Genomic DNA, 14,583 nt, shown 5'->3' on the forward strand with positions numbered 1-14,583 from the left:
GTTGCAGAAAGGAAATAGGTGGCCGGATTTTACTCCGCCCGCAGCAGCATTATGCCGCCGCTACCGTGGCCGACTTTTGCACCGCCGCTCTCACGTCGGACGGGCGTGAATTTGGGTTCATCCCATCGTGGCATCGCCATCAGGTGATAAACAACCGCGAAACGGCCAGCGTTTTGCCCGAACCTTCGGAATTTATTGCCGTATCTGACGCGTGCGCCACGCGTGCCTCACGCGACGGGCACGCGGGGAAAGCGGAAAGGAAGGGAAAGGAAAGGAATATATATTCCCGCAAAATGGATTTGCGGGCTTCCGAGCCGCCTCACGGCGATACTGTCGAGCAGGAATTTACGAATACGTTCTGGCCAGCCTATCCCCGCAAGGTAGATCGCAAGGACGCGCTCAGTGCCTTTCTCAAAGCCCGGAAGAAGGTTTCCCTCGAAGCCATCATGAAGGCTCTCGAAGCGTACAGCCGTGAGACATCCAAGGCGGACAAACGGTTCATCCGCCATGCCGCTCGTTGGCTCAATGCCGAAAGCTGGGAGAACGGCGACAACCAGCACCCCCCGCATGTCCCTGTCGATGACGAGAAGTGGTTGAAGCGGCTTCGCCAGGGCCGCAACCTTCGGAAATGGTCGGTGCAAGACTGGGGACCGCGCCCCGGCAATGACGGCTGCTTGGTCCCTGCCAGCCTTCTGGAGCCGGGAGACGGTGATGGATGGACCGAATTCGAGGTGGCGGCATGACGGCGCCTGACGATCCGATGCGCGCTGCCGCTCTCTGGCTGGCCGCACAGCCCGAGCCGATCCCGCATGTCATCCCCGCCCTAAAGGAGCGCTTCGGCCTGACCGGGCTCCAAGCCTGCCAGGCCATCGCCCTCGCAAGAAACATCACGCCCCAGCCAGGAGGCTAGAACGATGAACGAAGAGATTGAAACCGTCGCCCCGTGGGTGCGGCTCGAAATCGTAAGCGCCACGATTGGCGGCTATTTCCGCGAGGACAGCAAGAATGACCTCATGCTCGTCACCACCATCAGCGATATGCCGTGCATCGTTCTGGAGTTGGTTTCCGCCAATGACAACCGGACGGCCGTGGGCATCGCTCTCAGCACGCCGCTGGCTGAGATCCGGGAAAGCGCTATTGGCCTTGCCGAGAGCTTCGGTGTCCCTCTGGCCGACTGCACGCTCCCAGCCGCCCGCCGAGCGCAGATCTGAGGGGGCGGTCATGTCTTTTGGTGACTACCTGCAAACCTGCCTCACCGTCTTCGCTGTCTGCATCGTTCCGGCCTATGGCCTCACCGTCTGGAGGCTGTACCGATGAACGCCGCCAATCGGATCGAGCCCGAGGAGGGCAACGTTATCGCGCTCGTTGATGCTTCGACGGTCAGGCTCCACATCCTCCCCGACGAGGTGATGACGATTGCCGAGGCCGCTATCCACGCTGGCAAGACCACCAAGACCATTCGGAGATGGTGCGACGAATTCGGCATTTCTCGACAGGTGCGCAAGAATTCCCCGGTTCAGGTCTCCCGGATTGCGCTCGACATGGTGATCCATGGCGACTGGCCGGCATTGGAGCGGCTGAAGGCTGGCGACCGCGCTCACCGCCTTGTGACGTTCTATCGAGTGCTCGCCGACCTCGATTGACCAAAAAAAGTTTGCCCCAATGTCCAACTATGTCCAACGGTGGGCAACTATGTCCAACGGTGTCCACGTTGATAAGGAACTGAAAACGCTGTATATTTTTCGAAATTCGAACCAAGGATTTCCGCCATGGCAGGCACTTTTCTGGATCTCTTCCGCGGCATGGGCGCCGGCAATGCCGGGGGCACGCAAACGCCAGCCGCCGCACCTCAGCGCGCGCAGGCCGGCGGTTTTCTCAGCGGCCTCAACCCCGATGTCCTGATGGCAATCGGCACAGGCCTGCTTACGGGCAAGACGCCGCAGGATCAGATCGGCGGCGCGCTCACGAATTTCGCCCAGGTCCGCAAGGATCAGCGCCAGCGGAACCTCACCTTGGAAATTCTCGGCAAGGACAGCCCGCAACTCGTTCGGGCGGTCGAGGCCGGCGTCCTGACACCTTCCGACGCCTTCAGCCTGCATTACAAGGAAGCGCAGGAGGCGAAGAAAGCTCAGCGCCCCAGCCGGAAATTCCAGACCTTGCCCGATGGCACGTTTGGATGGGCAGATGATAATGCAGGGACGTGGACGCCCCTCGGTACGGCGCCGAAAGAAAAGACCCAGCCCGCCCTAGCGCAGGAATACCAGTTCGCGAAGGAGAATGGTTTTGAAGGCGGCTTCACCGATTATGTTCAGTTGAAGAAGAGCGGCGGTGCCAACGGGGGCCAGGGCGGTAAGGCTCCTTCAGGTTACCGTTGGACCGATGACACGCAGTCCGCGCTTGAACCCATCCCCGGTGGACCGGGGGAGGAAACCCCCGGGGAGCTCGCCGCCCGGATCGGCATGGCCAAATCATTTCTGGAGCGAGCCCCAGCGCTTCGCCAGCGGCTCGCTCAGGGCGATGTCACAGGCCCTTGGGACCAGCGTATGGCCCGGAACGGTATCGGTGACAAGGGCCAAGTTTATCAGGAACTGGAGTCCGGCGTCGATGTTCTGATGCGCCTTCTGACGGGTGCCGGCATGAACCAAACCGAGGCAGAAGCCTACGCCCGCCGGTATCTGCCGGGCACCATGGACACGGCCGAAACAGCCGTTCAAAAGCTGGACCGCCTCACCGCAGAGCTACAGGCCACCGCTTCGGAAGCTGGTAAGGGCCGTGGTGGCTTCCAATCGCCTCAGCAGGGTTCGGGCCGCATTGACGAACTCGTGAAGAAATACGGGGGCTGAGCATGGCCACGCTTCAACAGCTTGAAACGGCCCTCATCAATGCTGACGCTGCCGGCGATACGGAGGCGGCAACCGAGCTTGCCCGCGAGGTCGGCCGCATGCGCCGGGAGCAGTCGGTCGCGCAGGATCCGTCACCGGAAGGCGATGGGCTGGCGTTAAACGCGACGGCTGGCCTCAACCAGGGCATCTATAACACCCTCGGCGCTCCGGTCGATTTCTCCCGCTGGCTGATCAACAAGGGCATCGAGGGCGCGAACTACGTCACCGGCTCGGAAATGAGCACCATCCCGACCGACAGTTTCGGGGGCAGTGAGTCCATTTCCAGCATGTTCGGCGCGGTGGGTGTTCCCGAACCGAAGGACATTCAGGCACTCACCCCCGAAGAGCGCGTTGCCCGCGGCGTCGGCGAAGGCGTCGGCTATACCGTCACGCCCGCCGGCATCGTCGGGGGTGCCGCTCGCACGGGCGCATTGACCGGCCGCGCCCTCGATACGGCCACGCGGATGTTCGGTCCCAGCAACAGCGTCGGGCGGATGGTCGGTGACGCCATTGTCGGTGGTGCGTCCGGTGCTGGCGCTACCGTTGCCATGGAAGCCACCCCGGACGAATACGACGCTTTGGCGGGCATCGGCGGCGGTATGGCAGGCGGCGGCGTTGGTGCGGTTGCGGCCGGTGTTCCTGCCATGCTCCAGAGCGGCTATCGCATGACCCGAGACGCTGCGGCTCCCCTCTACCAAGCCGGCAGGGAGCGCCTTGCAGCACGCCAGCTCGCCGATAGCGCCACCGACCTTACCGCTTTCCGCCGCTCCCTGGAGGAGCCCGCCGCCGATCTGGTGGCAGGTTCCCAGCCCACCACCTTCCAGGCAACGGGCGATATGGGCATTGGCGGCCTGGAGCGCGGCATCCAGACGAAACGGCCAGAGGCCTTCCAGCAGCGGCGCGTTGATCAGAATTCGGCCCGGCTTGCCGCCTTGGAGGGCGTGCAGCGCGACGGCTCTCCCGAGAAGGTGGCTGATGCCGCGCGCCAGATTGTCCAGGCTGTCAGCGAGCGGGCGCAGGCCGTCTATGACGATGTGGTGACCAGGGCAACGGCGAAGGCCGATGAAGCCGCTGCGAACGCCCGCCGACCGGTTGAAGACGCGGCTGGTGGTCTCGGTATCCTCTCTCAGCGCATGGGCGAAGGCGTCGGTGCGCGTGCCAGCGGTGACGCGATGCGCTCTTCCCTTGAGGAGGCCCGCGCCGCCGCCAAGGCCGCAGAACGCTCGTTGTGGGAGGCTGTAGACCCCGATGGCTCCCTCGCCCTTCCTGCGCAGAACACGCGGCAGCAGGCCGGCAAACTGATCGCCGAACTTCCCCGATCCGCCAAGCCGCCGAGCGGCGAGGAGGCGGCTATCTTCGACGTGGTGGATCAGTATGGCGACACGATCCCGTTTTCCGAACTGACCGCGCTCCAGAGCCGCATCAAGACCGAGATGCGGGCCGAGAAGATGAATAACGGCGAGAGCACAGCATGGGGCCGCCTGTCCATGTTGAGCAAGGCGACCGATGCTGATATTGAAATGGCAGTCGCGGGCAGGATCCAACAGGAAGCGCAGGCGGTTGCCAACGGGCAAATGGCTGAGGCTGACACGCTCGCCGCGCGTTGGGGCTCCCTTGTCGAACAATCTCGAAATCGATGGCTCGAAAATCGCGGACGCGGAGCTGGTGAGGGAGCTTTCGAAAGCACTGGAACCGTTGGAGCCGGCCGACAGGCCTTTATTTCTCCAGCATCTGGAGGTGGAAGCCAAGCGCGGAGCGGACATAACGACGCTTCGGGCAATCCGGGCGTACAGGAAACAGGCCTCCTCCCCAACTTCGACCCCGGCGCCCGAGACCGACTAGACGCCGCCCGTGCCGCCACCCGTGAGCGTGCCGAGACCTTCGACAACAAGACGCTCGGCCCGATGCGCCGCCGGCCGGCCTATACCGCCCCCTACGATATGGCGGCGGAAACCGTCCCGGCGAAGGTGTTCTATGGCCGACCGGAAAGCGCGCGTGCCATTGACCAGTATCGCCGGGCAGTCGGGCAGGAAGTCGCCGACCGGCAAATCCAGCAGTATGCCGTTTCGAGGCTGAGACAAGTCGCGTTCAATGCCGATGGTTCCGTGAACCTGTCCAAGCTGGACACCTGGCGTCGCTCGCATGCCGATGCTCTCGCCAAGCTTCCCGCCCTCCGCCAGCAGGTTGACCAGCTTGCCATGTCCGCGCGCGGTCTTGCCGATCGGACGGAGGCGGCCGCTCGAATTGGCAAGGATGCCACGAAGGCCTCGAACGCGGAGATTGCCGCCGCCGCCCGTCGCCAGCGCCTCATGACGGACGCGGCGCAGCGCAGCCGCCTGGGCAAGGTGATGAACGCAGACAGCGGTGAAGCCGTCGTCAGGCAGATCGGCAACGTCTTTGCCCGGCAGGATGCTGGTTCGGAGATGATGAAGCTGAACCTTGCCACGCGGGGCGACCCGGAGGCGCGGGCCGGGCTCCGCCGTGCAGTGGTGGACCACATTCTCGGGAAATTCGTTGGCAATGCTGAGGCCGGTACGAGCGGCCAATCCCTCATCAGGGGCGAGGCCTTCCAGACGTTCGTGAAGGAAAAGGTGGGTGCGCTGCGATCCGCCGGCTTCACCGATGATGAAATCCGGACCATCCAGAACATTGCCGCCGACATTCGCCGGTCGAACCGCTCGATTTCTGCAGTACGCATTCCCGGCAGCAGCAACACCGCCCAGGATATCTACGCCGCTGCCAAGAGCGATGCGGCCGGCTCGGTTCTTTCTCGGATCCTGGGGGCGTATGCGACGGGCGGCAGCATCGTGTCCGCGGTGGGTGGAAAGATGGCGTCAGCCCTTCGCGAGGCCGGTTTCCAGAGCGTCGACGACATTCTCGCCGACGCCCTTCTGAACCCGGCGCGCGCCAAGCTCCTGTTGCAGCAGATGCCGAAGAACGTCGAAAGCGGCGCGCTTGATCGGCTGACGGAGCTTTATCGTCGCGTGCCCGTTGCCACGGCGGGAACCGTTCAGGACGGTGGCGAGCGCCAGAAGAAAGCGGCCCGGCTCGGCGGCGGCAATCAAACGCACCAGTGGATTGCGCAGCGCCTCAGCACCTTCGGCGAAATGGGTGACGATGAAATCAGCGGCGTCATGGATGCCCTACGCTCGGATCGCTCCGGGGCTACCGGCAGGCTCATGAAAGACCTCATCGGCTTGGAGCGCATGAACCTCTCCGAGGCCGATAAGGCGGCGGCAATCCGCTACATCCTTGAAGGCACGCTCGGGCAAACCCCGAACACTCCCGCCTCTCGATGGAGAGGGCAGGGCAACGGTGACACCGACAAGATGCCGCTGGAAATCACGGTGCCGATTGGCGTCCGTTGAAGTCTGCCAAAACAGGGAATTAACAGGGCATGACGACGGAAAAAGAACAGTCGAAGGATACTCGGTTCAAGCGCGGACGATCAGGCAATCCAGGCGGGCGCCGCGCCGGTTCCCGTTCAAAGGCGCTGGTGGCGCTTGATGCCCTCGGCGAAGGCGAAGCGGAGGCAATCGTGGTGGCCATGGTCGAGAAGGCAAAAGGTGGCGATGCAACCGCGGCGCGGACTATCCTTGACCGTGTGTGGCCGGCACGGAAAGGCGCTCGTCTGACATTCGATCTTCCTGAGGTCAAAACCGCCGAGGATCTGCCTGACGCCGTGGCCGCCGTCACGCGCCAGGTCGCAGAGGGTGAAATCTCACCGGATGAAGGCGCCACCGTCGTCACGCTTCTGGAGGCGCATCGGAAGGCTATCGAGACGAGCGAGCTTTCCGCTCGTGTCGCTGCACTTGAAGAAAGGATGACGAAGAAATGAGCGCCAATCTTCTGAACCGCCTCGAAAAGCTGGAGGCAACCGCCGCGTCGAGAGACCGGCCATATCCCCGCGTTGTCCGGCTCGTCACCAACCAGGGCGAGGAAGAGGCCGCCTATAGGGAAGCTGAGGCAATGGGTATCGATACGAGCCCCGCCGGCAACGATATCCTCATCATTCGCCTGGTGGTTCCTTCCTCCGTGGCGGCAGAAACGGAGTAAGCCATCATGGCCAAGGTCAGCACCGTCATTGACACCATCCTTGCCGAAGCCGGCGGCAGCACTCCAGCGGAGCGGCTGGAGGACATGAAGGCGATTGCCTCCGTGATGCTCAACCGCGCTGTTCAACTCGGTAAGCCCCTTGAGGATATCATCAGCGTTCCGAGCGAGTTCAATGCTTATGGGAAAGCTTTCCCGCCTGGGGTGGAGAAGTATCGAGCTTTGGCCGAGCGGGCGCTTAAGGAGGTGCAGAAGAACGGGCCGGTGCATGACGCTACGTTCTACGCCACGCCGAAAGCAGCCCATCGGCTCCCCGATGGGCTTCAGCCCGAGACGGAGACAGCCGGCCACCAGTTTTTCAACGACCCGGAAAGGCGGTCCATCCGCACGGCGCAAGGCTTTGTACAGCCTGACGCGAGCGGGGCTGTGCTTGCCAGCTACGCACCGGAAGAGCGCACCACCGCCGAGCCATCCGCATTTGATGCCCTTTTCGGAGGGTATTCCGCAAACCCTCAGCAGGGGCTTGCACGCGGCCAAGGCCTGCTCTCCTCTTGGCTCGGCTCCAATGTCGGCGAGGCCTCGGGGCTGCTTGGCGTCACTCGTGAAGGCTATGGCTCTCCATTCGGGGCGCTTGGGGATCGGATCACCAGTAGTTTTGGTCGGCGCGTCGGTCCCAGGACGCCGTTGGGGTTTGGATCGTCGTACCATGAAGGGATTGATATGTCCCTTCAGCCGAACGCTTCAGGTTATCCAGTCGAGGCCGCCAGCGGCGGCGTAGTCAGTTTCGCCGGCCCTGCGCGAGGCTACGGCAACATGGTCGAAGTCGAGCACCAAGACGGGACCCGAACCCGCTACGGCCATTTGCAGGAGGTGGGTAATGTTGCAATCGGTGATCAGATTGCACGAGGAACGCCCATCGGTCTTCTAGGAAACACCGGCCGCTCCCGTGGCCCGCACCTCCATTTCGAAACCCTCGATCGGCAGGGTAACCCCGTGGACCCGCGAACCGTCGTCGACTTCAATTCCGAGGCCCGTGTCCCGACGCCGGAAGACCGCCCCAGCCCATGGGAGAGCGCGGTGCCGATGGCTGTTGAGCGTCAATCGCTCCCCAGCCTTGGCACAACGCCCGAGCAGCAGCTCACCGGCTATGGCTTGCTTGCCGACACGATGCGTCAGACCTCGAGCCTTAACCTGTCCGGGGTCGGTGCGGATCTCGGCGCGGCTGGTCGGATGATGGGAAACGCCGATATCGCGATGGGACGGGATGGCCTGCGGGACGCCATGCTCGGCGACACGGGCGTACAGCGTGCCTCCGAAGCCGAGATGGCGGCGCTACAGGACGAGGCGAACCGGTCCCGCCAGGCGATGGAAGCGCGGATGCGGGGCAGCCTCAGCCTGACGCCGGATCAGCAGTCCGTCTTTGCGGAACGCCGCAACAATGCCATGGGCCTTCTGGCACAGCGCATGAACCCCACCCAGGCGACGGTATCGACGCCCGGTCAGATCGACACCATGGGTGGCGAGGCAATGACGGCCGGGCTTGTAGATCCGGTAGACTATCCGCGGAACGTAGCAGCCACCGAGCGCCTTACGAGCCTCGCGCCGACGATGACGAAATCCGTGTCCGTCACCGATATGAACCCGAATATCCGTGATCTGTCCGCGCCTTTGTCATTGAACGAAAACGTCGGCCTCCTGAGTAATCCCGGCCTGCTGAATGCTGAAAAGCTCGGCATGAAGCCCAACCGCGTGAAGACGGTTGATGTGGATCTCCTGTCCCAGCCGGGCGCGCGGGTGGGTGTCGTTGAGGGGCCGGTGAGTGCCGGCATTGAAGCCACGCCGAAGACCACGACGCAGCAACAGACCACGGGCATCCCGTCTCGGCTCGGGGCGAAAGCTCGAAATTTCGGTGCGACCTTGCTCGGCGGCGTGGCCGGAGGGGCGCTCGGCGGTCCGGTCGGCGCTCTGATCGGCGGCGCGCTCGCGCGTGAGGCTTTTGGCGCAAACAACCAGCAGCAGGGACTGCTTGGGGGGCGTCTCGGTGGTCTCCTCGGCGGCCGTGGTGGTCAAGGCGCATGGGCTGGCGTTGGCACGCTGAACAACATCGGCAGCGGCGCACAGGCGGCCTATGGCGCGTGGGGCGGCCCGAAGGGCACCACGGCCTTTGCGACCGATGGCTCCCGCATCACGTCGCTTGGCGGCGGCCTCGTCTCCCGCATCGACCGAAACGGCGTTGAGACCCTGTTCCGCGACGGCCAGACGGTCGGCGGCGGCGGCGGGACCGGCGGCCTCCTCAGCAGCCTTTTCGGCGGAAATCAGGGCGACGGAAGCCGCTCCCAGGCAGATCGCGCCCGCGACAGTGTAGGACTTTACTGATCGTGAGGCCGCCACCTGCCTATGTGGATTCACTCGGTCTATGTGCTGGAATTTGAGGGTGCTGCGGATCAATTCAGGGCTGAAACGAGCAAGTGGATTCAGGCGGTTCCCATGCGCATAAGGTCTACTAGATCGGACACGCCGTATTCCTCGTATTGACTGTTTTTGCGCTAGCGACCTACCAAGCATTCTCGGCTTGATCGGAGGCAAACGAGGGTTGGCCACCATGTTCGGGGAGGATAAGGCCGATCAGCTTTTCCGGGTTCTGGACGGCGAACTGAAATATGCGCAGACCCGAGAATTCGCCACCGGCAACAGCTTCACCGCTGGACGAACGGAAAGCATGCGAGAGCTTGGCGGCGGCGGCGATCCGTCATTCGGGATCCGAGAGGCTTGGCAGTCGGGCGGCACGCTCGGCGGTATTCGTGGCGCGGCCCTGAAAGGCATCGACAAGGTGTTCGGGAAAGCGGCCGAGACGCGCAGGGCGGTGAAGAACGCTGACCTTGCCGATATCCTCGCCAGCAACCGGCAGGCCGTCGTTCAGGCCCTTATCGATCGTCAGGCCGGGCCGCGGTTCTCGCCGGGCGTGGAGCAGGTGGCGCGCGCGCTCCTCCTCAGCGGAGCAACATCAATCGGGCGGTGAAGGTCGATCACCGATTTATTCCACATCATACGCGCGAGCGGGTCAGCTTTGAAAACAATCAAAGGAAATCAATCGCCCCGCTTCCGCATCGAACGAAAGGCACCGCCATGTCGGCACAGACTGAAGCAAACCACCTCTCCGCCGCTGCCGTTATCGAGCGGATATTCCTCGCTGCCGACGACGAGCACAGGGACGAGGAGACCGCCGAGAGGATCAAGGCATTCTTCAATATTCTCGACGGGAAGGATTGCCGGAGCCCAGTCGATGCCTACGCCTACATTGCACTGGCGCGGCGTCTTTGGCATTCCGCCCTTGCGGATGTCGTCAACGGCGAAGCCCCGAGCGTCGAGGTTCTAGCCCAGGGCGTGATCTACCTCAGCAAGGGAACGGATTTCATCGGGAAGCTTCTGGAAGGCCCGAATGAGCATAGCCCGCCCAGCCGCTTGAATTAACGGCGCTGCGACGGTTAGCCGCGGCTATAAGCGTCAATCGTACCGCGCGGGTTGTCCGGAATCTTCTCCTGCGAAGCTTCATGACAAGGTGGCCCCAGAATGAGAACAGCGTCTCTCATGACGTCAAGCAAGCTGCCGGTGTCACTCGTTCGATCCATTCGGATAGCGGTAAGGCCGGAGGTTTCGTGATAAATATTGGTAGCGTCCGTATTCTCATAGAACGTGTTCATAGCGCCCTCCATCCTTCAAATACGCGTCGATCTTCCAATTGTTCCTGCGGGCCTTGGGGTGTGCCTACGGTGCTGCGGACCATTGTTCCTTCAGATACGAAGCCAAACGATCCGTTATTCACGCTCTCCACCAGTCCACGCACCATTCGATAGTTAGCAGCCGAATTCGGCGCTACCATGGTCATCGGGTTGAATGGGACGGCCAATTCCATCTCGCTACTGTAGTCCTTGTGGATCGCTTTGAGCTGTCCGTAGAAGTCCGCGCTTGGCTTTTCGACGGGCAAGCTTAGCGCGGCCGCTTCCCGCCTATTGATGGTGTAATCGTGGCTCCCGGAGTCCGCGCATAGGAAGTCCACTATCGCGCGAACCTTTTCCGAATCTTGCACGTGTTCGTTAAGAAGTTTCTCCGCCAGGAAGCGAATTTGGGCGCGAGACCGGAAAATTTCCCCGAGCACCAGAGGATGAACCTTGTTTGAGAGGTCGTTCAAGATCCTCGCTAGAAGGCCATCGTCCTTGATTTCGAGGTCAACCTTCGCGGCGTCCAAGAACCCTCGTACGGCCTCAACTGATACCGGAACGCGGGCCAGTTGATTACCGTTCGGGACTTGAGGGCCCAGGGGATGGATCAGGCTCGGGTCGATTGGGCCGAGTGCGGCCTGCTTTGTCATCACGATGCTCTGCGCGCCAAGCGAAATAAGAGTGCCGGCGCTCATCGCCTTGTAGGGTATGAGGACCTCGAACTCGTCGCAGAATGTCTTGATGAGGTTGACCAGGCGCCAGGCCGCCGCCGTGTTCCCGCCATTGGTATGCAGAAGCAGTGAAATCTTCTTTGTGGGTCCTATGGCGTCCAGAGCGTCGACGAAGATATCAATACAATCCGGACCGATCTGGGTTTCGGCGTTCGCCCTGTCGCCCGTCACGTACGAGATGATCTTCGTATTTCGTTCGTGTTCGATCGCTTCGTAAAGCGGCTTCCGCTCTGCAAATCCCATTTATGGCCCCCACGTTGCATTGCGCATTCCACACTGCGCGCAGGTTGTCAATCAGTGTCACGCATCGTCCGCAATCAAATTTAGCGCGTTGCAGCGTGTCGCCGTGATACGCAATGATATGCGTGAGATGAATGGAGGGGATATTTGGGAGAGATACGCGCACGCGCGCGAGGCGGATGCAGTGGACAAGTCGTCCGTCGCATCCTTGCCGCGGGCCGAAAACCCCGACGCCAAACGTCGAGCTTGCTATCTCATGATGAGGAAGGCGATTGCGCATGTCGGAATGCCGATAGCCATGCAGCCCATATATGTGCGCTCTGCGAAGCTGGCGGAGTTTTTCCGGGCAAGGACCGCGTGCAAAGAGTAGACCGCGCCAGCAGCAAACACGATGCCCATGATTATCGCGATGATAGCCCCAAGGGCTGGGGACCACGCTGTCAGCCACACATGGTTCATTGCGCCGGCACCGACTGGCACGATGAAAGCTCCCGCTACGAGGAGTTTCCGCCAGCTTGTCTCGCCGTTCGCGAGGTCGTTCTTTTCGAGTCGATGGATAATCGCGGTTGCCGCAATGCAGTACAGCGCCGCAAGGCAGCTTGAGGGCAGCAATAGTGCGAGATCAAAAGGCTCGTTCATACATAAGCGTACCGAGACACCTAGTATCTGCAACTCATCGCTTCACCGACATCAGCGGGAAACTGAAAGGACGGTGTTGAAAAAGTCCATCAGCGTGTCTTCATCAACCGACAGCGTCGTCTCGCTCGCTTTTTCTGCCGATTTTGCGTTGGGGAAAAGGTCGGGGCGCTTGTCGAACAGCGAGCTGCATGAACGGCCGGGACCATGCTTCGCGCAATTTGCTGCTAGTTGCAGATGTTCGAGCGCGTCACAAAATGCGCTGTGGCCCTCTCCTCGCAGGATGACGTTTACATTCTCGGTAAGGTACTTCCCGGTCTTCATCCTGGCATTGCAGTGCCGCTCCCAAGCATGGAAGAGCGCAATCAGGAATGCGATCCGCACCATTGGCGCACCGCGCTTCGCCTGGGCGTCAAGCTCGCCAGCGCGAGCATAGAGGAGGGAAACGGGGTCTTCAGGATCTTCTTCATTGCCATCGGGCCACGGATCATCTGGCCCAAGGCCGAGTTGAGCCCTCACCATGTCCTCGATTTCGGATTCGCGATGTACGAGGCCGATGAGTGATGCTCGATAGGCGCTCTGCAAGTCCTCGACGTCCATCCGAAGCTGCAAATTTCTCATCGCTCGAATGAGGTTCGGTGGAAGCTTCGCCATATGACTAGATCCTCTTCGGCTTCGCCAGCCTGACACCGGCGCCGCCTCCGTTCTCGGGTATGAAATCAACGCCAGCCTCAACAAGTGACCGCTCGATAGCGCGGATCGTATTGAGGTGGCCGGTAAGCTCCCCTTCCATAGCCTCCAAGCGCTTGATGGTCGGGACTGACACTCCGCATCGGTCGGAAAGGTCTTGCTGTGACCAGCGCAGCAAGGCGCGGGCGGCTCGCATCTGCTCAGCATCCATTAAAATGATCCCTTTCGGATAATTTGATCCCTATGGTATTGCAATATGATCCCATATGGATTAAATAATCCCTAACGGATCAAAATGCAATGGAGCATAGCCAATGCCGAACGCCCCCGTTCCGGCCGCCGCCGGAGGTATGCCTAAATTCAACCGCTCGGAAATCATGAAAGCCGCCTGGGCGCACTACCGCCGTGCACAGGCCTATGTTGCCAGCAATCCCTACCTGCGCGGCACGCTCGTCCGCTTCGGTGATTGCCTCAAGGCGGAATGGAAGCGCGCTAAGGCCCAGGTCGCCAAGGCGAAGCTGGATGCAGCCGTGGTCGCCCGCATCGACGCCCTGAAGGCCGAAATCCTCACCCTCGACTGCAAGCCCTTCGGCATGCGCATCGGTGCCGAGCGCCGCGCACTTGTCGTCGAGCTTGCCAAGCTGGAGGCAGCATAATGGAAAAGCCCACGTCGATTTATCTCCTGCTCGCCACCTATTGGCAGCGCATGGACGAACTCACCGAGGCCATGACGCGCACAGATGCGACCGAGCGCGAGACGGCGGAACACGCCGCCGCGCTCGCGGCCCAGATCGAAGCTGGGGAGCGTGTTCGCGATGCGGAGGCGGCGATTGCCGCGTTTGTGCCGAAATGGAGGTACGAAGCGAAAACCAAGGCCAGCTTCCTTGCCGCTCTCGCAGACGAGAACCACGGCACCCTCGACGCCGAGGTGACGGCCGGCCTCTTGTCGTCTCTTGCCGATGTTGTTCGGTGGCAGGACACGGCAGGAAGGGCATCCGCATGACGGAAGCACTCGCACGCCTCGGCGCCACCTTCGCCGCCCTCATGGCCGACTACCGCGCCGCGCAGTCTCAGCTTGCCGCGCTCCAGCACGAAGCCGACCGCACGGCCGCCGACGCCGGCTTAGTCTACGGCTCCTCTGCATGGTCCGAGCACCGCTTTGCCGTGACCGGCCGCACCGTGCACCACGTCAATTCGCTCTACGAGAAGCTGGAGGATCTGGCGCAGGCCATCGCGCCGATGCGCCCCGCCTGCTTCGCCGGCCTTCTCATCAAGGCCCGCGCTCACCAGTTCAGCGGCAACCCTGCCGCCATCATCACCGAAATCGAAGCCCTGGCGCTCGCCAGCAATCAGGAGGCCGCATAGATGACCACGACCCGTCGCACCTTCCTTGGCGGTATTGCTGCAGTATCCATTCCGCCGGCCGCCATGGCGGTAGCTGCCGCAGAACCGGAAACTCCTTCCGTTGACCAGTTCCTCGCCGTCGCCACGCCGGCAGAGCGGGCCCGATATCACGCGGACGCGCTCAAGGAGGCTATGGCCGAAATTCACCCCGATCAGTCTTGGCGTAGCGTGATCGACGACAAGCACCACTTCGTGCTCACCATCGGCGACCCTCGCCTGGACGCATAA

The 14,583-nt window shown here is 62.0% G+C and carries 19 protein-coding genes and 1 pseudogene; 15 read left to right on the plus strand and 5 right to left on the minus strand.

The window, feature by feature from the left end; all coding sequences use genetic code 11:
* From EV665_RS32470 to EV665_RS28220, 11 genes and pseudogenes are all read left to right on the plus strand, one after another.
* Positions 1-743 (plus strand): annotated as a pseudogene (locus tag EV665_RS32470) (hypothetical protein); the annotation flags it as partial.
* Positions 740-910 carry a hypothetical protein gene (locus EV665_RS32475; RefSeq protein ID WP_162853191.1) on the plus strand — a complete coding sequence of 57 codons (171 nt, stop codon included), beginning with the start codon at positions 740-742 and terminating at the stop codon, positions 908-910. The pseudogene EV665_RS32470 and the gene EV665_RS32475, both read left to right, overlap by 4 nt.
* A gap of 4 nt (positions 911-914) precedes the next feature.
* Entirely contained in the window at positions 915-1,211 is a 297-nt protein-coding gene (locus tag EV665_RS28180; protein WP_133036665.1) for a hypothetical protein, read from the plus strand.
* A gap of 102 nt (positions 1,212-1,313) precedes the next feature.
* Positions 1,314-1,643 (plus strand): hypothetical protein, encoded by a 330-nt coding sequence (locus EV665_RS28185; protein ID WP_133036666.1) that lies wholly within the window; start codon positions 1,314-1,316, stop codon positions 1,641-1,643.
* A gap of 126 nt (positions 1,644-1,769) precedes the next feature.
* The gene (locus EV665_RS28190; RefSeq protein ID WP_133036667.1) at positions 1,770-2,843 is read left to right on the plus strand and encodes a hypothetical protein; all 1,074 of its coding nucleotides are present in this window, start codon (positions 1,770-1,772) and stop codon (positions 2,841-2,843) included.
* A gap of 2 nt (positions 2,844-2,845) precedes the next feature.
* On the plus strand, positions 2,846-6,250 hold the full coding sequence (locus tag EV665_RS28195) for a hypothetical protein (RefSeq protein ID WP_133036668.1): 3,405 nt from the start codon (positions 2,846-2,848) through the stop codon (positions 6,248-6,250).
* Positions 6,251-6,279: 29 nt separating this feature from the next.
* Entirely contained in the window at positions 6,280-6,720 is a 441-nt protein-coding gene (locus EV665_RS28200) for a DUF5681 domain-containing protein (protein ID WP_133036669.1), read from the plus strand.
* Entirely contained in the window at positions 6,717-6,938 is a 222-nt protein-coding gene (locus EV665_RS28205) for a hypothetical protein (RefSeq protein WP_133036670.1), read from the plus strand. Before EV665_RS28200 ends, EV665_RS28205 begins: the two co-directional genes overlap by 4 nt.
* A gap of 6 nt (positions 6,939-6,944) precedes the next feature.
* Positions 6,945-9,311: a peptidoglycan DD-metalloendopeptidase family protein gene (locus EV665_RS28210; protein ID WP_133036671.1), complete on the plus strand. Its 2,367-nt coding sequence runs from the start codon at positions 6,945-6,947 to the stop codon at positions 9,309-9,311.
* Between the two features lie 217 nt (positions 9,312-9,528).
* The gene (locus EV665_RS28215; protein ID WP_133036672.1) at positions 9,529-9,954 is read left to right on the plus strand and encodes a hypothetical protein; all 426 of its coding nucleotides are present in this window, start codon (positions 9,529-9,531) and stop codon (positions 9,952-9,954) included.
* Complete coding sequence (locus EV665_RS28220; RefSeq protein WP_133036673.1) at positions 9,951-10,406, plus strand: hypothetical protein; 456 nt, start codon at positions 9,951-9,953, stop codon at positions 10,404-10,406. The genes EV665_RS28215 and EV665_RS28220 overlap by 4 nt, the downstream gene beginning before the upstream one ends.
* 14 nt (positions 10,407-10,420) lie before the next feature.
* Here EV665_RS28220 and EV665_RS28225 read toward each other — a convergent pair whose 3' ends face one another.
* The 5 genes from EV665_RS28225 to EV665_RS28245 all read right to left on the minus strand — a co-directional run bounded on the left by EV665_RS28225 (position 10,421) and on the right by EV665_RS28245 (position 13,162).
* Complete coding sequence (locus EV665_RS28225; protein ID WP_133036674.1) at positions 10,421-10,636, minus strand: hypothetical protein; 216 nt, start codon at positions 10,634-10,636, stop codon at positions 10,421-10,423.
* Positions 10,633-11,628 (minus strand): SDH family Clp fold serine proteinase, encoded by a 996-nt coding sequence (locus EV665_RS28230; RefSeq protein WP_133036675.1) that lies wholly within the window; start codon positions 11,626-11,628, stop codon positions 10,633-10,635. Before EV665_RS28230 ends, EV665_RS28225 begins: the two co-directional genes overlap by 4 nt.
* Positions 11,629-11,874: 246 nt before the next feature.
* A complete protein-coding gene (locus EV665_RS28235) occupies positions 11,875-12,264 on the minus strand; it encodes a hypothetical protein (protein WP_133036676.1) in 390 nt (129 codons plus the stop codon).
* Between the two features lie 51 nt (positions 12,265-12,315).
* The gene (locus EV665_RS28240; protein WP_133036677.1) at positions 12,316-12,915 is read right to left on the minus strand and encodes a hypothetical protein; all 600 of its coding nucleotides are present in this window, start codon (positions 12,913-12,915) and stop codon (positions 12,316-12,318) included.
* Between the two features lie 4 nt (positions 12,916-12,919).
* Positions 12,920-13,162, minus strand: coding sequence for a helix-turn-helix domain-containing protein (locus tag EV665_RS28245; RefSeq protein ID WP_133036678.1), 243 nt, complete (start codon positions 13,160-13,162; stop codon positions 12,920-12,922).
* A gap of 166 nt (positions 13,163-13,328) precedes the next feature.
* Here EV665_RS28245 and EV665_RS28250 point away from each other — a divergent pair, with 166 nt between their 5' ends.
* Genes EV665_RS28250 through EV665_RS28265 form a run of 4 tightly spaced genes read left to right on the plus strand, consistent with a single transcriptional unit; the run spans position 13,329 to position 14,583 of the window.
* A complete protein-coding gene (locus tag EV665_RS28250; protein WP_133036679.1) occupies positions 13,329-13,607 on the plus strand; it encodes a hypothetical protein in 279 nt (92 codons plus the stop codon).
* Positions 13,607-13,954, plus strand: coding sequence for a hypothetical protein (locus EV665_RS28255; RefSeq protein ID WP_133036680.1), 348 nt, complete (start codon positions 13,607-13,609; stop codon positions 13,952-13,954). Before EV665_RS28250 ends, EV665_RS28255 begins: the two co-directional genes overlap by 1 nt.
* Positions 13,951-14,316 carry a hypothetical protein gene (locus EV665_RS28260; protein ID WP_133036681.1) on the plus strand — a complete coding sequence of 122 codons (366 nt, stop codon included), beginning with the start codon at positions 13,951-13,953 and terminating at the stop codon, positions 14,314-14,316. Before EV665_RS28255 ends, EV665_RS28260 begins: the two co-directional genes overlap by 4 nt.
* Positions 14,317-14,583 (plus strand): hypothetical protein, encoded by a 267-nt coding sequence (locus tag EV665_RS28265; RefSeq protein ID WP_133036682.1) that lies wholly within the window; start codon positions 14,317-14,319, stop codon positions 14,581-14,583.

It is taken from the genome of Shinella granuli (assembly GCF_004341885.1).
In the GTDB taxonomy this organism is placed as follows: domain Bacteria; phylum Pseudomonadota; class Alphaproteobacteria; order Rhizobiales; family Rhizobiaceae; genus Shinella; species Shinella granuli.